This window comes from Burkholderia sp. Bp8963 (genome assembly GCF_003854275.1).
Lineage (GTDB): Bacteria > Pseudomonadota > Gammaproteobacteria > Burkholderiales > Burkholderiaceae > Burkholderia.
Genome location: NZ_QTQP01000006.1, coordinates 116,282 through 134,029 on the forward strand (window position 1 = coordinate 116,282; position 17,748 = coordinate 134,029).

Annotated in this window: 20 protein-coding genes; 5 read left to right on the plus strand and 15 right to left on the minus strand. The window is 66.2% G+C overall.

Annotated elements, in window-relative coordinates; all coding sequences use genetic code 11:
• Positions 1–16: 16 nt before the first annotated feature.
• Together DID96_RS07285 and DID96_RS39510 are read left to right on the plus strand one after the other, a co-directional pair.
• Entirely contained in the window at positions 17–1,240 is a 1,224-nt protein-coding gene (locus DID96_RS07285; RefSeq protein ID WP_124598692.1) for a cupin domain-containing protein, read from the plus strand.
• Positions 1,241–1,295: 55 nt separating this feature from the next.
• Positions 1,296–1,541: a hypothetical protein gene (locus DID96_RS39510; protein ID WP_011657350.1), complete on the plus strand. Its 246-nt coding sequence runs from the start codon at positions 1,296–1,298 to the stop codon at positions 1,539–1,541.
• Between the two features lie 20 nt (positions 1,542–1,561).
• On the opposite strand, the gene DID96_RS38210 is transcribed toward DID96_RS39510, so the two are convergent.
• The 11 genes from DID96_RS38210 to DID96_RS07345 form a co-directional block, all read right to left on the minus strand.
• The gene (locus tag DID96_RS38210) at positions 1,562–1,744 is read right to left on the minus strand and encodes a hypothetical protein (protein ID WP_185732195.1); all 183 of its coding nucleotides are present in this window, start codon (positions 1,742–1,744) and stop codon (positions 1,562–1,564) included.
• Positions 1,745–1,864: 120 nt separating this feature from the next.
• Positions 1,865–2,638, minus strand: coding sequence for an MBL fold metallo-hydrolase (locus DID96_RS07300; RefSeq protein ID WP_124598694.1), 774 nt, complete (start codon positions 2,636–2,638; stop codon positions 1,865–1,867).
• A 4-nt stretch (positions 2,639–2,642) separates the two neighbouring features.
• Positions 2,643–3,788, minus strand: coding sequence for an outer membrane protein assembly factor BamC (gene bamC, locus DID96_RS07305; RefSeq protein WP_124598695.1), 1,146 nt, complete (start codon positions 3,786–3,788; stop codon positions 2,643–2,645).
• A gap of 105 nt (positions 3,789–3,893) precedes the next feature.
• The gene (dapA, locus tag DID96_RS07310; protein WP_124598696.1) at positions 3,894–4,799 is read right to left on the minus strand and encodes a 4-hydroxy-tetrahydrodipicolinate synthase; all 906 of its coding nucleotides are present in this window, start codon (positions 4,797–4,799) and stop codon (positions 3,894–3,896) included.
• 46 nt (positions 4,800–4,845) lie between these two features.
• A complete protein-coding gene (locus DID96_RS07315; RefSeq protein WP_124598697.1) occupies positions 4,846–5,448 on the minus strand; it encodes a bifunctional 2-polyprenyl-6-hydroxyphenol methylase/3-demethylubiquinol 3-O-methyltransferase UbiG in 603 nt (200 codons plus the stop codon).
• A gap of 5 nt (positions 5,449–5,453) precedes the next feature.
• Positions 5,454–6,656 carry a tryptophan--tRNA ligase gene (locus DID96_RS07320; RefSeq protein WP_124598698.1) on the minus strand — a complete coding sequence of 401 codons (1,203 nt, stop codon included), beginning with the start codon at positions 6,654–6,656 and terminating at the stop codon, positions 5,454–5,456.
• Between the two features lie 8 nt (positions 6,657–6,664).
• Positions 6,665–7,327, minus strand: a complete 663-nt coding sequence (locus DID96_RS07325) for a site-2 protease family protein (protein ID WP_124598699.1) — start codon at positions 7,325–7,327, stop codon at positions 6,665–6,667.
• 50 nt (positions 7,328–7,377) lie between these two features.
• Positions 7,378–8,010: an L-threonylcarbamoyladenylate synthase gene (locus DID96_RS07330; protein WP_124598700.1), complete on the minus strand. Its 633-nt coding sequence runs from the start codon at positions 8,008–8,010 to the stop codon at positions 7,378–7,380.
• A gap of 83 nt (positions 8,011–8,093) precedes the next feature.
• Positions 8,094–8,924, minus strand: a complete 831-nt coding sequence (locus DID96_RS07335) for a 3',5'-nucleoside bisphosphate phosphatase (protein WP_185732192.1) — start codon at positions 8,922–8,924, stop codon at positions 8,094–8,096.
• Between the two features lie 125 nt (positions 8,925–9,049).
• Positions 9,050–9,940, minus strand: a complete 891-nt coding sequence (locus DID96_RS07340; RefSeq protein WP_124598702.1) for an alpha/beta fold hydrolase — start codon at positions 9,938–9,940, stop codon at positions 9,050–9,052.
• A gap of 126 nt (positions 9,941–10,066) precedes the next feature.
• A complete protein-coding gene (locus tag DID96_RS07345) occupies positions 10,067–10,930 on the minus strand; it encodes a ferritin-like domain-containing protein (protein ID WP_124598770.1) in 864 nt (287 codons plus the stop codon).
• A gap of 247 nt (positions 10,931–11,177) precedes the next feature.
• Between DID96_RS07345 and DID96_RS07350 the strand changes: the two genes are divergently transcribed.
• The 3 genes from DID96_RS07350 (at position 11,178) to DID96_RS07360 (ending at position 13,151) form a co-directional block, all read left to right on the plus strand.
• Positions 11,178–11,702, plus strand: a complete 525-nt coding sequence (locus DID96_RS07350) for a gamma carbonic anhydrase family protein (protein WP_124598703.1) — start codon at positions 11,178–11,180, stop codon at positions 11,700–11,702.
• Between the two features lie 25 nt (positions 11,703–11,727).
• Positions 11,728–12,678: an Hsp33 family molecular chaperone HslO gene (hslO, locus tag DID96_RS07355; RefSeq protein ID WP_124598704.1), complete on the plus strand. Its 951-nt coding sequence runs from the start codon at positions 11,728–11,730 to the stop codon at positions 12,676–12,678.
• Between the two features lie 122 nt (positions 12,679–12,800).
• Positions 12,801–13,151 carry a hypothetical protein gene (locus DID96_RS07360; RefSeq protein WP_124598705.1) on the plus strand — a complete coding sequence of 117 codons (351 nt, stop codon included), beginning with the start codon at positions 12,801–12,803 and terminating at the stop codon, positions 13,149–13,151.
• 88 nt (positions 13,152–13,239) lie between these two features.
• Here the strand turns inward: DID96_RS07360 and ftsB are convergent, their stop codons facing one another.
• The 4 genes from ftsB to DID96_RS07380 all read right to left on the minus strand — a co-directional run bounded on the left by ftsB (position 13,240) and on the right by DID96_RS07380 (position 17,648).
• Complete coding sequence (gene ftsB, locus DID96_RS07365) at positions 13,240–13,665, minus strand: cell division protein FtsB (protein WP_124598706.1); 426 nt, start codon at positions 13,663–13,665, stop codon at positions 13,240–13,242.
• A gap of 82 nt (positions 13,666–13,747) precedes the next feature.
• Positions 13,748–15,031, minus strand: a complete 1,284-nt coding sequence (gene eno / locus DID96_RS07370; protein ID WP_017331789.1) for a phosphopyruvate hydratase — start codon at positions 15,029–15,031, stop codon at positions 13,748–13,750.
• Positions 15,032–15,135: 104 nt separating this feature from the next.
• Positions 15,136–15,990 carry a 3-deoxy-8-phosphooctulonate synthase gene (kdsA, locus tag DID96_RS07375; protein WP_124598707.1) on the minus strand — a complete coding sequence of 285 codons (855 nt, stop codon included), beginning with the start codon at positions 15,988–15,990 and terminating at the stop codon, positions 15,136–15,138.
• Entirely contained in the window at positions 15,987–17,648 is a 1,662-nt protein-coding gene (locus tag DID96_RS07380; protein WP_124598708.1) for a CTP synthase, read from the minus strand. The genes kdsA and DID96_RS07380 overlap by 4 nt, the downstream gene beginning before the upstream one ends.
• Between the last annotated feature and the right edge of the window lie 100 nt (positions 17,649–17,748).

A 17,748-nucleotide genomic window follows, 5' to 3' on the forward strand; every position in this document is an offset into this window, starting at 1 on the left:
CAAGTCTCATTATACGATGCGCAAACGGTCTCAAGCCGAACCGCGGAACGACACCGCCGCCGCGCTCGGCGCGCCGCCCCCCGATCTTCCCACGCCGCTGCTCGGCGGACTCACTCCGGCGCAATTCATGCGCCGCTACTGGCAAAAGAAACCGCTGCTGATCCGTCAGGCGATCCCTGGTATCCAATCCCCGGTTTCGCGCGACGCACTGTTCGAGCTCGCCGGCGACTACGACGCCGAGTCGCGGCTGATCACGCATTTTCGTAACAAGTGGCAACTGGCACACGGCCCGTTCGACGCCGATGCGCTGCCGCCCGTCACGCGCAACGCATGGACCCTGCTCGTACAGGGGCTCGACCTGCACGTCGACGCGGCCCGCGCGCTGCTCGAGCGTTTCCGCTTCGTCCCCGACGCGCGCCTCGACGACCTGATGATCTCGTACGCGACCCACGGCGGCGGCGTTGGCCCGCACTTCGATTCGTATGATGTCTTCCTGCTGCAGGTCGAGGGCAAGCGCCGCTGGCGCATCGGCGCCCAGCAGGACCTGTCGCTGCAGCCAGGCGTGCCGCTCAAGATCCTCGAGCACTTCGAGCCGAGCGACGAGTGGGTGCTCGAGCCTGGCGACATGCTCTACCTGCCGCCGCACATCGCGCACGACGGCGTTGCCGAAGGCGAATGCATGACCTGCTCGATCGGCTTCAGAGCCCCGTCAGCCGGGGAATTGAGCGCCCAGTTCCTGTACTACCTCGCCGAGCGCGGCGGCGTGCGCAGCGGCGCCCGCAGCGACGACCTGTATCGCGATCCGAAGCAGCCCGCCGTCGATGCGCCCGCGCAGCTGCCGCCGGCGCTGGTCGAACGGGTCGCCGCGATCGTCAACGGCATCAAATGGCGCGAGCGGGACGTCGCCGAATTCCTCGGCTGCTACCTCAGCGAACCGAAGCCGAACGTCGTATTCGACCCGCCGGCGCGCGCGCTTTCCGAAACGAAGTTCGCCGAGCAGGCGGCCCGCCATGGCGTACATCTCGACAGACGCGCCGCATTGTTGTATAACCCGCGCTCGTACTTCATCAACGGCGAGGAAGGGCCGCTAGATCAGGTTGCCAAATGGCTGCCCGAACTGGCTAATCAGCGCCAGATGGAGGCGAAACGGTTTGTAACACTATCCCGGGATCCCTCAATGACAGCTTTGCTGCACGAATGGTATTGTGCCGGCTGGATACGGGTCGGAATCCTGGATTAATGTCACCTGCCCGTACGCCCATGCGAATCAAAATTTGTATGGGAAAGACAACGTATTGACCCCGCATTTGTCGACGGTCGATAGGAAAGTGCATATAATTTCCGCCCAAGCCGTAGGGAAGATTCACGCTCTAGAAGTGCGTCTCCACCAGCGGCCCAGGTCGGTGTTGGAGCACATTACCGGTATTGTTTCGCGCTGTTGCTTACCTTTAACCATAAAAGGACGTGATCATGAAGAAATCCCTCCTCGTAGCTTCCCTGTTGGCTGCTGTTGCACTGGCTGCTTGCAACAAGAGCGCTGACCAAGCTGCATCGCCGGCTGCTAGCGACGCTGCTGCTGCCGCTTCGTCGGCTGCTTCGGCAGTTGCTGGTGCTGCGAGCGACGCGACGGCTGCTGCATCGTCGACGGCTGCTGCTGCGAGCGACGCAGCTGCTGCTGTGGCGTCGGCTGCTTCGGCAGCGACGGCTGCTCCGGCTTCGGGCGCAAGCCAGTAAGCCTCAGCATCAGCTGAAAAAAAACCGGCCTGCGGGCCGGTTTTTTTACGTCTGTGCGTTTCGTTGCCTGTCGTTGTGCTTCGTCGCGCCGTTCAGCGTCAGGGACGGGCCAAACGGCCGCCCACGGCCCTCACAAGCCCAGCCAGTCGAAGCCCTCGTCCTGCGTGGCCACGATCACGTCGCTTCCGTCCGTGCCCAGCACGGCCGCCAGCGCGCCGCGGGCCAGCTCCGGCCGGTTGTTCTGCTGGCTCAGGTGGGCCGCCACGAGGTGCCGCAGGCGGCTGCGCTCGAGCGACGCGAGGATGTCCGCGGCCGCGCCGTTGCTCAAGTGGCCATGGCTGCCGCCGATCCGCGCCTTCAGCGACTGCGGATAGCGGCTCTTCGCCAGCATCGCGGTATCGTGGTTGGATTCCAGCACCAGCGCGTCGCAGCCACTCAGGACGGCCGTGATGTGCGGCGTGGACGTCCCGACGTCGGTCAGCACGCCGAGGCGGTGGCAGCCGTCCATGAAGACGAACTGGAGCGGTTCCCTGGCGTCGTGCGGCACCGTATAGGGCAACACGGCCAGATCGCGAATCGGGGCCGTCTCGTCGCCCCACAGCACGCGGAGATCGACATCCGCTTCGTCCGCGCCGACCGCGCGCGCGGTGCCCCAGCTCATGTACAACGGCAGCGACGCGCGCCGGGCGAGCGTCAATGCGCTGCCGACATGGTCGCTGTGTTCATGGGTGATCAGGATCGCATCGAGATCGTCGACGCCGAGATTCAGGCGGCCGAGCCGGCGCTCGACCTCCTTGGCCGAAAAGCCGCAGTCGAGCAGCACGCGGGTCGTGGTCGTGCCGCTCGCGGCTTCGACGACCAGCGCATTGCCCTCGCTGCCGCTTCCGAGACTGGCGAATCGCACGCGCTCAGTTCAGCTGCGCGTGGAGCAGCGAAATGATCCGCTGGGCGTCCGACGAGTTGTCGACCTGTCCGTTCGCGTCGACCACCGCGACCTGCGTGCCGCCGTTGCTCTGCGCACGCACGTTGACGACGTATTCCTTGCCCGGCTTCGCCGCCGTCGGGCCGCCGTAGAACAGCTTGCCGAACAGGCCGTCGCGCTTGAGCTCTTCCATCGAGTTCGCGAAACGCACGTAGTACAGGCCCTTTTCGCGATCGCGGTTGTCGACGGTGAAGTTGGTGCGGTCGAGCGCGAGGCCGACGCGCAACCACGCGCGGTCGAACGACTCGGCGAGCTGCAGCGTCGCCGCACCACCGCTCGCGCCGCTGACCTGCGCCGGCGCCGTGGCCGGGCGCGCATCGGTCAGCAGCTGCTTCGCCTGCGCTTCGGTCAGGCCGAACTTCTGCATCAGCTTGGCCAGGAACACCGCTTCCAGCACCGGGTTGCGCGGACGCTCCTCCCAGCGCGACGACGTGCCGCCCTGCGGGCCGACCATCATCTCTTCCATCGCGCTGTGCGTGATCGAGATGTCGGTGTCGCCGTTCGCCGTGCGGTTCACGAGCGTGCGGAACTGGTCGCGCGTGCCCGACGAGTAAGCGAAATCGATAACCCTGCCGATCGTGCGGCGGAACCAGTCATCCGGAATGTTCGCGCGGTTTTCCGCCCAGTCGGTCGTCATGATGCCCGTCGACGGCGCGTCGGTCTTCAGCGAGAAGCCGTTGTCCTGCCAGAACTCCCTCAAGAGCGGCCAGAGCTGCTCCGGCGTGCGGCCGTCGACGACGAGCCAGCGATGGTCGCCGTCGCGCTCGATGTGCATGCCGAACGGATCCTGCGCGGACGGCACGCCGTCGGTCGCCGTGCCGGCGGCCGTCTGGGCCCGCGGCGGCAGCGTGCCGAGCCCCGCGTTCGACGGCGGCGCAACGAACTGCTGGCTCGTCGGCACGGGCTTCAGATCGCTCGGCACCGCCAGCGGCGGCGCCGAGCCGGTGTTCTTGTAATTGACCTTGTCAGGGGCCAGGTAGTCGTTCAGCGTATCGCAGCCGGCGAGCGCGCCCAGCGCCAGCGCCACCACCGAAACCTGGATGGCGCGAGGGGAAAAGGCGAAACGTTTCATGAAATCCTTCGTCTTGCTAAAACGCTCGTCACGAGCGGCGCCGGACGGGCCGGCCGGTGCGGGTTGATCAGGGAATGACGGCCGCCGGGCGCGGCCGTCGCGACATCAGGCGAGGATGCCGCCTTCGATGAGTGCCGAGCGCACCGCGTCGTGGCAACGCTCGTCGAGCGGCGTGAGCGGCAGGCGGATGCCGCCCTGCATCTTGCCCATCACCTGCAGCGCCCACTTCACCGGGATCGGATTGGCCTCGATGAACAGGTTCTTGTGCAGCGACAGCAGCTTCATGTGCAGCTCGCGGGCCGTCTTCACGTCGCCCGCGAGTGCCGCGCGGCACAGCTCGCTCATCGCGCGCGGCGCGACGTTCGCCGTCACCGAGATATTGCCGTGGCCACCGAGCAGCATCAGCGCGATCGCGGTCGGATCGTCGCCGCTGTAGATCGCGAAGTGCTTCGGCGCGGCCTTGATCAGGTGCGCGGCACGGTCGATGTTGCCGGTCGCTTCCTTCACGCCCGCGATGCCCGGCACCTGCGCGAGACGCAGCATCGTCTCGTTCGCCATGTCCGCGACCGTGCGGCCCGGCACGTTGTACAGGATCACCGGCAAGTCGACCGCTTCGGCGATCGTCTTGAAGTGACGATACATGCCTTCCTGGGTCGGCTTGTTGTAGTACGGCACGACCTGCAGCGTCGCGTCCGCGCCGACCGCTTTCGCGTGCTTCGTCAGCTCGATCGCCTCAGCGGTCGAATTGCCGCCCGCGCCCGCGATGATCGGGATGCGCTTCGCCGCGTGCTCGACGGCGGTGCGAATCATCAGGATGTGTTCTTCGACGTTGAGGGTCGCCGACTCCCCGCTCGTACCGACTACGACCAGCGCATCGGTGCCTTCTTCGATGTGCCAGTCGATCAGCTTGCGAAACGCCGGCAGGTCGAGACTGCCGTCTTCGAGCATCGGGGTGACGATCGCGGGGATGCTGCCGCGGATTTGAATGCCGTCTTGAGTGCCGTTAGCCATGAAACGCGATTGATTAGGAATCGGTAAACGTTGAGATTGTAGCGGATTAGCCGGGCAGTTCGTAACGCGGAATACCCGTCTCCGCCAATAGGGTCGCGCCCTCGCGCACCGCGCAGATACGCTGGACGAATGCTGCGCGCGGCGCGGCGACGAAGCCGTCTTCGTAAGCGACCACCCGCAGCCGGCCGCGCACGGCCTCCAGCAGCTCGCCCGGTGCGAGCAGGAACGCGGGATTGGACGGCTTGCCGACCGTTTCGTTTCCTTGCGCGAAAGTTTCGTACACGAGCACGCCGCCCGGCGCCAGCGCATCGAGCAGATGGGGCCAAAGCGGCCGATGCAGATAGTTCGTGACGATCACGGCCGCAAACTGCTCGCCGGCCGGCAGCGGCCACGGCGCGCCTTCGAGATCGGCGTCGCGCGCGTCCACGCCCGGAATCGCGCGCAGCGCGGCGAGCGCGGCCGGATCGCGCTCCAGCGCGACGACCGGATGAGCGCGCGACGCAAACCAGCGCGCATGCCGGCCGCCGCCCGCGGCGACATCCAGCACCGCCCCGCCCGCCGGGACGAGCGCCGACCAGCTCGCCACCCAGCGGGACGGTTCGGCAAGTCCGGCATGCGTGCCGGCCGCGGCGATCAGCGATTCGCGCATGGGGCTCAGGTGTACGACAGGCCCATCGCGTCGCGCACGTCGCGCATCGTCTCCGTCGCGTACTTGCGCGCCTTGTCGCAACCGTCGGCGACGATTGCGCGCAGCAGCGACGGATCGTCCATGTACTTCTGCGCACGCTCGAGCATCGGCTGCTGTTCGCGCAGGATGCCTTCGACCACCGGCTGCTTGCAATCGAGGCAGCCAATGCCCGCCGAGCGGCAGCCCTTCTGCACCCACTCGTGCGTCGACTCGTCCGTGTAGACCTGGTGAAGCTGCCACACCGGGCACTTGTCCGGATCGCCCGGATCGGTGCGGCGCACGCGCGCGGGGTCGGTCGGCATCGTGCGGACCTTCTTCGTGATCGTCTCCGCGTCCTCGCGCAGTCCGATCGTGTTGCCGTACGACTTCGACATCTTCTGGCCGTCGAGACCCGGCATGCGCGACGCTTCAGTCAGCAGCGCCTGCGGCTCGACGAGGATGATCTTGCGCGCGCCTTCGAGATAGCCGAACAGACGCTCGCGGTCGCTCATCGACAGGCTCTGCGATTCCTGCAGCATCGCACGCGCCTGCTCGAGCGCCTCGTCGTCGCCTTCCTGCTGATACGCGTTGCGCAGTTCGTGGTAAAGCTTCGCGCGCTTGCCGCCGAGCTTCTTCGCGGCTTCGAGCGCCTTCTCCTCGAACCCAGGCTCGCGGCCATACAGGTAATTGAAGCGGCGCGCGATCTCGCGCGTCATCTCGACGTGCGGCACCTGGTCCTCGCCGACCGGCACGAGCGAGCCGCGGTACAGCAGGATGTCCGCCGCCATCAGCACCGGATAGCCGAGGAAGCCGTAGGTCGACAGATCCTTGTCCTTCAGCTTCTCCATCTGCTCCTTGTAGGTCGGCACGCGTTCGAGCCAGCCGAGCGGCGTGCTCATGCCGAGCAACAGCGCGAGTTCCGCGTGCTCGGGCACCTTGCTCTGGATGAACAGGGTCGCCTGCGCCGGATCGATGCCGGACGCGAGCCAGTCGATCAGCACGTCCCACACGTTCTTCTCGATCACCTCGGGCGTTTCGTAGTGCGTCGTCAGCGCGTGCCAGTCGACGACGCAGAAGAAGCACGGGTACTCGGACTGCAGCTTCACCCAGTTTTTCAGCACGCCGTGGTAGTGGCCGAGGTGCAGCGACCCGGTGGGTCGCATGCCGGAGAAAATACGATCTGGGAACATGATTGTCGTTAGAAAAGCGAGGCGAAAGGAGACAGGATGGCGTTCAGGACGTCGACACCGACGTTCACGAGCGGACGCAGCCAGAAGTTCGTCAGCACGCCCGTCGTGACCAGCACGAGGACGATGATGAAACCGTACGGCTCGATGCGCGACAGCGCGATCGACTGCTTCGGCGGCAGCAGCGCCGCCAGGATGCGGCCGCCGTCGAGCGGTGGCAGCGGAAACAGGTTCAGCACGCCGAGCACGAGGTTCACGCTGATGCCGGCCGTCGCCATGCCCAGGAAGAACGGCTCGTCGACGCCCGCGCCGTGCAGCGCGATGCGGAATACGCCCCACACGAGCGCCTGCACGAAGTTGCAGGCGGGTCCGGCCAGCGACACCCACAGGCTGCCCCAGCGCGGATCGCGCAGATTGCGGAACGCGACCGGCACCGGCTTCGCATAACCGAACAGGAACGAGCCGCCGGTCAGGAAATACAGCGCGAGCGGAATCGCGATCGTGCCGATCGGGTCGATGTGGCGCATCGGGTTGAACGACACGCGCCCCATCATGTACGCAGTGTTGTCGCCGAGCAGGCGTGCGGCATAGCCGTGAGCGGCCTCGTGCAGCGTGATCGCGAAGATCACGGGCAGCGCGTAGACGGCGATGGTCTGTATCAGGGAAGCGTCCATATCGCGTTATTGTAACAAGCGCAATCGTGCGGAATCGGAACGATGCGGGCTCAGCCCGCCGTCAGCCCGAACGGCTCCAGCGGCCCGCGCCCGGCGCGCACGAGCTGCGGTTCGTCGCCCGTCAGGTCGATCACCGTCGACGATTCGGCCGGACACGCGCCGCCGTCGATCACGAGGTCGACCCGCTTTTCGAGGCGCGCACGGATATCTTCCGGATCGTTCAGCGGATCCGTCTCCGGCGGCAGGATCAGCGTCGTGCCGAGCAGCGGCTGGCCGAGCGTTTCCAGCAGCGCGAGCGTGATCGCATGATCCGGCACCCGCAGCCCGATCGTCTTGCGCGACGGGTGCGACAGCCGCCGCGGCACTTCCTTCGTCGCCTGCAGGATGAACACGTACGGGCCGGGCGTCACCGACTTGATCAGCCGGTACTGCCGGTTGTCCACCATCGCGAAGTTCGCGAGTTCCGACAGGTCGCGCACCAGCAGCGACAGGTGCTGTTTTTCGTCGAGGCCGCGGATGCGGCGCACGCGCTCGACCGCGTCCTTGTCGTCGAGGTGGCACGCGAGCGCATAGCTCGAATCGGTCGGCATCGCGATCACGCCGCCCTTGTTGACGATCTCAACCGCCTGCTTGATCAGGCGCGGCTGCGGATCATCCGGATGAATCCTGAAGAACTGGGACATGGGGACGGGTCAAGATGGGGTGTACGTGGGGTGTACGGAGGCACGCCGTACCGGCGGCGCACACGGCTCGCGCCCGCGGGGCGTCAGAGCCAGCGTTCCCAGACGGGTTTCAGGTCGGACGGCAGCGGCGGCAAGCTGCCGAGCTCGATGCGGCCCTCACCGGGCGCGTGGAAATCGGAACCGGCCGACACTTCGAAGCCGAAACGGCGCGCGACGTCCGCATATTCGCGGTACTGGTCCGGCGTGTGGCTGCCGGTCACCACCTCGATCGCCCGCCCGCCGAAATCGATGAATTCGCCGAAAAATGCGTCGAACTCGACCGGCGTATAGCGATAGCGGCCCGGATGCGCGATCACGGCCTCGCCGCCCGCACCGCGGATCCAGTGCACCGCGTCGGACAGCTTCGCCCAGCGGTGCGGGACGAAGCCGGGCTTGCCGTCGCCGAGGATGCGGTCGAACACGTCGGCCGTCGATTCGGCATGGCCGCTCTCGACGAGAAAGCGCGCGAAGTGCGTGCGCGAGATCAGGTCGGGGTTCGACACGTATTTCAATGCGCCGTCGTAAGCGCCCGGAATACCGAGCTTGTCGAGCTGGGCGCCGATCGCCTGCGCGCGGGCCGCACGGCCATGGCGCGTGCGGTACAGGCCGTCGACGAGCGCCGGGTTCTCCGGATCGATGTTCAGGCCGACGATGTGCACGGTGCGCGATGCCCAGGTCACGGAAATCTCGACGCCGTTCAGGTAGCGCATGCCGAGCGCTTCCGCCTCGCTGCGTGCCGCCGCCTGGCCGCCCACCTCGTCGTGATCGGTGAGCGCCCAGAGGGTGACGCCGCCCGCATGGGCACGGCGCGCAACGTCAACGGGCGACAGTAACCCGTCGGAAACATTCGAATGGCAGTGGAGATCGGCGTTCATTGTCGGCATCGGAAATGAAGCTTCATTCTACTGCAATGCGGCATTCCGCCGCCGAGCGCCGGCCACCGCGGACGGCGGCTCGCGACCACTCGCGACCACTCTCACCCATACATACCCGCCGCGCGCTACGCGCAGAACGCCTCGATCAGCGCGGCGATCTGCTCCGGCTGGTCGTGGTGAACCATGTGACCGGCATCCTCGACGAGTTTCTCGCGCCAGTCGGCGAACGCGCTGAATCGCGCCTTGAATTCCGGCACCGGGATGTCGCCAGCCAGGTACGCGAGCGTCGGCGAATTGACCGCCTCGACGTGCAGCACCTTCGCACGCACCTGCGACCAGGTCGCCATCACCTCGTCGAGCCGGTACAGCAACGGCCCCATCATCTTGTGCGCGGGATCCGCCAGCAGATGGAAGCGCCCGTCGTCGCCACGCTTCGACCAGTGCGCGGCCAGGAACGCCGCGCGGCGCGGATCGAGCCGCGGGTTGGTCTTGATCAGGCGGGCGGCCACGTCGTCGAGCGACGCATAGGGCTTCAGCGCCGGCGGCTCGCGCAAGTCGTCGAGCCAGGCGCGCAGCCGGCGCGGAGCCTGCTCGGCCCGCGCGGGCGCGAGGCCAAAGCCCTCGAGGTCGACGACCCGCCGCACGCGCTCCGGCCGCGCACCCGCATACAGGCACACGACATTCGCCCCCATGCTGTGCCCGACCAGGTTGACCTCGCCAGTCGGCGCATAGTGGTCGATCAGCGCATCGAGGTCGCCGAGGTATTCGTGGAACCAGTAATTGCCGCCGCCTTGACGCGCGACCGGCCAGTCGGACAGGCCGAAACCGCGCGCGTCCGGCGCGATCACCTGCCAGTCGCCCGCGAGCGCGTCGACGACGAACTGGAACGACGCCGCGACATCCATCCAGCCATGGAGCATGAACAGGATCGGCGCGTCCCGCCGGCCCCAGCGCCGCACATGCAGCTTGACGCCACGCACCGTGACGAAATCGGAAACAGAACTCGACGCAGTCATTGCAGCCGCCAAAAAAGAATGATCGTTCGATTATAGCGATGCCGCGTCCACCGCGCGGGCATGCCCCGGCAATCGGCTCGCGTATCGAGGCACTTCTCTAGGGCCTGTTCACGCTAATAACGAGCCCTAGGCCGGTCGCGCAGCGCCGTCGCCGGCAGCGTCCTGCGCAGCCAGCGCGTCCAGTTCGGCCGGTTCGAAGCCGGCGCTGCGGCGCGCATCGAAATTGAACGGCCCGCGCAAACGCGGAGCGCGATACTGTTCGGCCAGTTGCCGGTAGGCCGGCACCGGATCTCGGCCCGCCTCGTCGCACAGATGGCGGAACCAGCGGTTGCCGATCGCGACGTGGCCGATCTCGTCGCGCAGGATCACGTCGAGAATCGCCGCCGATGCGTGATCGCCGGCCTGCGCGAGCCGCGCGCGGATCGGCGGCGCCGCATCGAGCCCGCGCGCCTCGAGCGTGCGCGGCACGAGCGCCATGCGCGCGAGCACGTCGCCCGCGGTGCGCTCGCACATCTCCCACAGGCCGTTGTGCGCGGGGAAATCGCCGTATGCATGCCCGAACTCGCCGAGCCGGCCGGCCAGCAGCGAAAAGTGATACGCCTCCTCGGCCGCGACCGTCAGCCAGTCCGCATAGAACGCGTCCGGTTGGCCCGTGAAGCGCCACACCGCGTCGAGGGCCAGGTTGATCGCGTTGAATTCGATATGCGCGAGCGCGTGCAGCAGCACGGCGCGGCCCTCGGGCGAACGCATGCTGCGCCGCTCGAGCTCGCGCGGCTCGACCAGCGCGGGACGCGCGGGGCGCCCGGGCAGGCCGGCGGGCTCGGCGAGGACGAGCGCCGCGTCGATCGCGGCCTGCCCTGCCCGCTGCGCGTCATGAAGCGCGCGCACCTGCGCGGCCTTGGCCGCCGGCTCGGGCTCGCGCAGCGCATCGAGCGCCGCACGGCGCACGCAGATCGACACATCGGGAGAGGAAGAAAACACCATGCTCATAAACGGGGACACTACGGGGGACACCACGGAATGCGCGGCAGGAGCCAGCGCCCGCATCGGTTTACAATACGCGTCTGTGCATCGGCGGCGAACGCCGGGCGAAACGCGCCATTTTACCGGCGCCCGTCGAACGACACCGCAATGCACGGGATCGAACCAGGCGCTGAAACGCCAGGTCCGGTCGACCTCAACGCATGGGACCGAGCCACGCGCTGAAGCGCCGGGATCGGTCGACCAAGGAGACAATGTGACGATCTACAAGCTGGGCGACACCACCCCGACCATTCACGAAAGCGTATTCGTCGCCGATACGGCGGCCATCATCGGCAAAGTCGTGCTCGAGGAAAATTCGAGCGTGTGGTTCGGCGCGACGATCCGCGGCGACAACGAACCGATCACGGTTGGCGCGGGCAGCAACGTGCAGGAAGGCGCAGTGCTGCACACCGACCCCGGCTGCCCGCTGACGATCGCGGAAAACGTGACGATCGGACACCAGGCGATGCTGCACGGCTGCACGATCGGCGAAGGATCGCTGATCGGCATTCAGGCGGTGGTCTTGAATGGCGCGGTGATCGGCCGCAACTGTCTGGTCGGTGCCGGCGCGGTGGTGACGGAAGGCAAGACGTTCCCGGACAATTCGCTGATTCTCGGCGCACCGGCGAAAGTGGTGCGTGAGCTGTCGGCAGAAGACGTCGCACGGCTGCGCGCGAACGCGCAGACCTATGTCGAGCGGCGTGCGCATTTCAAGGAGCAACTCGTGCGGATCGGCTGATCCGCGCGATTTTCAAGGAAGAAGAGTGAGCGACCAGTTACAGAAATTCATGTTCAACGCGGCGCCCGTGCGCGGCGAGATCGTTTCGTTGCGCAACACCTGGCAGGAAGTACTGACCCGCCGCGATTACCCGGCCCCTGTCCGCACGGTGCTCGGCGAGATGATGGCCGCATGCGCGCTGCTGTCGGCGAACCTGAAATTCAACGGCACCCTCGTCATGCAGATCTTCGGCGACGGGCCCGTGAAGATGCTGGTCGTGCAATGCGGCTCGGACCTGTCGATGCGCGCAACCGCGAAATTCTCGGGCGACGTCGCGCAGACGATCGGCGACGACACGCGCTTCGCGGAGCTCGTCAACGCGAGCGGTCACGGCCGCTGCGTGATCACGCTCGATCCGGCCAACAAGCAGCCGGGCCAGCAGCCGTACCAGGGCATCGTGCCGCTGAACGGCGAACACGGGCCGCTGGAATCGGTGTCGCAGGTGCTCGAGCATTACATGCACCATTCGGAGCAGCTCGACACGCGCCTGTGGCTCGCCGCCGATCGCGATCGCGCGGTCGGCATGCTGCTGCAGAAGCTGCCCGGCGACGGCGGCATCGTGCCGCGCGCCGCGCAAACCGATGCGGACACGTGGGAACGCGTGTGTACGCTCGGCGGCACGCTGTCCGCGCAGGAGCTGCTCGAGGTGGAGCCGGAAGTCGTGTTCCGCCGGCTGTTCTGGCAGGAGAACGTCCAGCACTTCGAACCGGCCGGCACGCGCTTCCAGTGCACGTGCTCGCGCGAGAAGGTCGGCGCGATGCTGAAGATGCTTGGCCAGGAGGAAGTCGACGGCGTGATCGTCGAACGCGGCCACGTCGAAATCCATTGCGAGTTCTGCAACCAGCGCTACGAGTTCGATCCCGTCGACGTTGCGCAACTGTTCACGGCGCCCGAGCATGCGAGCGGCGTGGCGCCCGCATCGGAACAGCGTCACTGAGCGCCGCACGCTCGCGTGCGGACGCATAATGATGCACGGGCGTCGGGCGCACCATCAGCGCGCCGAAGGCCACACCTTCGGCGCCAGCCTCTTCGGTCGCCGCCGCCCCGCTGGAGAAGGACATGAACCACCTGTTACGCACCATCGTCATGACGGGCGCCGCGGCCGGCACGCTCGCCCTCGCCGGCTGCGCAGTGCAGCCATCCTCCACGATCCTGAGCCGCCTGCCCGAGCCGGGCGCGGCCGGCGGCCAGCCGCATGCGCTGACGTCCGCGGAGCGCAAGCGCTACGACGAAATCGACAAGCAGGTACTGCGCGAGCAGAACGATGCGATGGCCGCGGAAGCCGCCGCGCGCGCATGGTCGTATTACGCGCCGCCGCCGGTCACGGTGTATGGCGGCTACTACGGCGGCGGCTGGGGGCCCCGTTGGGGAACCGGCGTCACGTACGGCTATCCGGGCTGGTGGTGGTAACGGCCAGGCCCGTTCGATTGCCGATCGTCAGGAAATAAAAAAGCGCGGTATTTCCCGCGCTTCTTCAATGGGCGTTCACTTGCTGCAATCAGTGGTGAGCCGCCTTGCCTTTCTCGCCGCCGTGATGCCGCGACGGCTTCGCGATCGACTGCGGGTTCGGCACGACGCGCACCGGCGAAGCCGAGACTTCGCCACGCGTCGACGTGTTCGGCGACATATTGCTGGCCGGCGTGGCGGGCGCGTTCGGCGACACGAACTGCACGAACACTTCGCCGTCCTTCACCATCCCCATCTCGTAGCGTGCACGCTCCTCGATCGCAGCGGTACCGCTCTGCAGATCCTGCACTTCGCCGGCGATCCGCTCGTTGCGCAGCTTCTCGTCGGCGTTTTTCTGCAGTTGGCCGTCAAGCTGCTGACGCAATTCGTGCACCCGCAACCAGCCGCCATGCCCCCACCAGAGGGGAAACTGAATAAGCGCCAGCAAGGCAATCAGGACGACAGTGACAAGGCGCATGTACGAAACGCAGATATAAGAAGCGCCGCTCCACGCATCACGCAGAGCGGCGTCGTTTGGGGACTAGCCGGATGGTAGCGCGTTAGCGCAGGTTATAGAACGCCGACTTGCCCGGGTAGCTTGCGATGTCGCCGAGATCTTCCTCGATGCGCAGCAGCTGGTTGTACTTCGAGATGCGGTCGCTGCGCGACAGCGAACCCGTCTTGATCTGGCCGGCGTTCAGGCCGACTGCGATATCCGCAATCGTCGAATCTTCCGTTTCGCCCGAACGGTGCGAGATCACGGCCGTGTAGCCGGCGCGCTTCGCCATCTCGATCGCCGCGAACGTTTCGGTCAGCGTGCCGATCTGGTTGATCTTGATGAGGATCGAGTTCGCGATGCCCTTCTCGATGCCTTCCTTCAGGATGCGCGTGTTGGTGACGAACAGGTCGTCGCCGACCAGCTGCACCTTCTTGCCGAGACGCTCGGTCAGCAGCTTCCAGCCGGCCCAGTCGCCTTCGTGCATGCCGTCCTCGATCGACACGATCGGGAACTTGTCGGCGAGCGTCGCGAGGTAGTCGGTGAACTCGGCCGACGACAGCTGCAGGCCTTCGCCCGCGAGCTGGTACTTGCCGTCGTGGTAGAACTCGGACGCCGCGCAGTCGAGCGCGAGCAGCACGTCTTCGCCCGCACGATAGCCGGCCTTTTCGATTGCCTGCAGGATCGTCGACAGGCACTCGTCGTTGCTGCCGAAGTTCGGCGCGAAGCCGCCTTCGTCGCCGACTGCCGTGCTCATGCCGCGGTCCGACAGGATCTTCTTCAGCGCGTGGAACACTTCCGCGCCGCAACGCAGGGCTTCACGGAACGTCGGCTGGCTGACCGGGACGATCATGAATTCCTGGATGTCGAGGCTGTTGTTCGCGTGCGCGCCGCCGTTGACGATGTTCATCATCGGCACCGGCAGCTGCATCGCGCCCGAGCCGCCGAAGTAGCGATACAGCGGCAGGCCGGCTTCTTCAGCCGCGGCCTTCGCGACGGCCATCGACACGGCCAGCATCGCGTTCGCGCCGAGGCGCGACTTGTTGTCGGTGCCGTCCAGCTCGAGCAGCGTCTTGTCGAGGAACGCCTGTTCCGACGCGTCGAGGCCCATGATGGCTTCGGAGATTTCGGTGTTGATGTGCTCGACCGCCTTCAGCACGCCCTTGCCGTTGTAGCGACCGGCTTCGCCGTCGCGCAGTTCGATCGCTTCACGCGAGCCGGTGGACGCGCCCGACGGCACCGCCGCGCGGCCCATCGTGCCCGATTCGAGCAGCACGTCGCATTCGACGGTGGGGTTGCCGCGCGAATCCAGAATCTCGCGGCCGATGATATCTACGATTGCACTCATGGGTTTCCTCTGAGAATGACGATGGATTCTTCATACTGCGACGGCGCACGCGCGAAAGCCGCTTTCGCTACAGACGCGCGAAGCCGCCGCAGGTTCATACGTTCTTAGTTGAAATCGTTTTCCAGGAACGGGCTGCGCTTCACGGCCTGGTCCAGCGTGACGAGCGTCTCCAGCAACGCGCCCATCCGGTTCAGCGGCACCGCGTTCGGGCCGTCCGATTTCGCTTCGGCCGGCTTCGGGTGCGTCTCCATGAAGAGGCCCGCGACGCCCGTGGCGACCGCCGCGCGCGCGAGCACCGGCACGAATTCGCGCTGGCCGCCCGAGCTCGTGCCCTGCCCGCCCGGCAGCTGCACCGAGTGGGTCGCATCGAACACGACGGGGGCGCCCGTCTCGCGCATGATCGCGAGCGAACGCATGTCCGACACGAGGTTGTTGTAGCCGAACGAGACGCCGCGCTCGCACGCCATGAAACGGTCTTCCGACAGCCCCGCTTCGCGGGCCGCTTCACGCGCCTTGTCGATCACGTTCTTCATGTCGTGCGGCGCGAGGAACTGGCCCTTCTTGATGTTGACGGGCTTGCCCGAGCGCGCGCACGCGTGGATGAAGTCGGTCTGGCGGCACAGGAACGCGGGCGTCTGCAGCACGTCGACGACCGACGCGACGGGTTCGATCTCGTCGATCGAGTGCACGTCGGTCAGCACCGGCAGGCCGAGCTGGCGCTTCACTTCCGACAGGATGCGCAGCCCCTCGTCCATTCCGAGGCCGCGGAACGACTTGCCCGAGCTGCGGTTCGCCTTGTCATAGGACGACTTGTAGATGAACGGGACGTTCAGCTTCTCGCAGATTTCCTTCAGGCGGCCGGCCGTGTCGATCGTCATCTGTTCGGATTCGACGACACAGGTGCCCGCAATCAGGAAGAACGGCTTGTCGAGACCGACCTCGAAATCGCACAACTTCATGCTTTCACTCCGGCGCGCGCCTGCTGGCTGACCAGCGCGGCTTCGACGAACGACTTGAACAGGGGATGACCGTCACGCGGCGTGGACGTGAATTCCGGGTGGAACTGCACGCCGACGAACCACGGGTGCATCGAGCGCGGCAGCTCCATCATTTCCGGCAGGTCCTCGCTCGGGGTACGCGCGCTGATGATAAGGCCGCCGCTTTCGAGCTGGGGCACGAAGCGGTTATTGACTTCATAACGGTGGCGGTGACGTTCGTTCACGTCCTTGCCGTAGATCTCTTCCGCGAGCGTGCCGGGCTTGATCGGGCAGCGCTGCGAGCCGAGACGCATCGTGCCGCCGAGATCGGACTCCTCGGTGCGCTTCTCGACCTTGCCTTCGCGGTCGTACCACTCTGTGATCAGCGCAACGACGCGTTCCGGCGTCTCCTGGTCGAATTCGGTGCTGTTCGCCTGCTTCAGGCCGACGACGTCGCGCGCGAACTCGATCACCGCGAGCTGCATGCCGAGGCAGATGCCGAGGTACGGCACCTTTGCTTCGCGTGCATAGCGGATCGCCGCGATCTTGCCTTCCGTGCCGCGACGGCCGAAACCGCCCGGAACGAGCACCGCATCCAGGTGCTTCAGGCTGTCGACGCCGTTCGCCTCGATCTCTTCCGAGTCGATGTACTCGATGTTGACCTTCGTCGACGTGTGGATCGACGCATGGCGCAGCGCTTCGATCAGCGACTTGTACGACTCGGTCAGGTCGACGTACTTGCCGACCATGCCGATCGTCACTTCGTGCTTCGGGTGCTCCAGCTTCTCGACGAGCTCGGACCACATCGAGAGGTCGGCATCCTTCGGCGACAGCTTCAGCTCTTCGCAGATGATCCGGTCGAGGCCCTGGTCGTGCAGCATCTGCGGGATCGTGTAGATGCTGTCGGCGTCCCACACCGAGATCACGGCGTCTTCGGGCACGTTCGAGAACATCGAGATCTTCTTCGATTCGTCGTCCGGAATCCGGCGATCCGCGCGGCACAGCAGCACGTGCGGCAGGATGCCGATCTCGCGCAGCTTCTGCACGCTGTGCTGGGTCGGCTTCGTCTTCAGCTCGCCGGCCGTCGCGACGTACGGCACGAGCGTCAGGTGCACGAAGCACGCGCTGTTGCGGCCGAGGCGCAGGCTCATCTGACGCACGGCCTCGAGGAACGGCAGCGACTCGATGTCGCCGACCGTGCCGCCGATCTCGACGATCGCGACGTCCGGCTCGCCGCAGGTGGCGGATGCCGCGCCGCGCTCGATGAACGCCTGGATCTCGTTCGTGATGTGCGGAATCACCTGCACGGTCTTGCCGAGATAGTCGCCGCGGCGTTCCTTGCGGATCACCGATTCGTAGATCTGGCCGGTCGTGAAGTTGTTGGCCTTGCGCATCTTCGTGCTGATGAAGCGCTCATAGTGGCCGAGGTCGAGGTCCGTCTCCGCGCCGTCTTCCGTCACGAACACTTCGCCGTGCTGGAACGGGCTCATCGTGCCGGGGTCGACGTTGATGTAAGGATCAAGCTTGAGGAGGGTGACTTTCAGACCGCGCGATTCGAGGATCGCGGCGAGGGAGGCGGCGGCAATACCCTTGCCGAGGGAAGAAACTACGCCGCCGGTGACGAAAACATATTTGGTCATCGCTGGATGCTCGCGGGAAAAACGGATTATACCGTAAAGCCCGCGCTTCTCTCAGCAATTGGCGCGATGATCGTGCCCTTTCCACCCGCCGCCCGCGCAC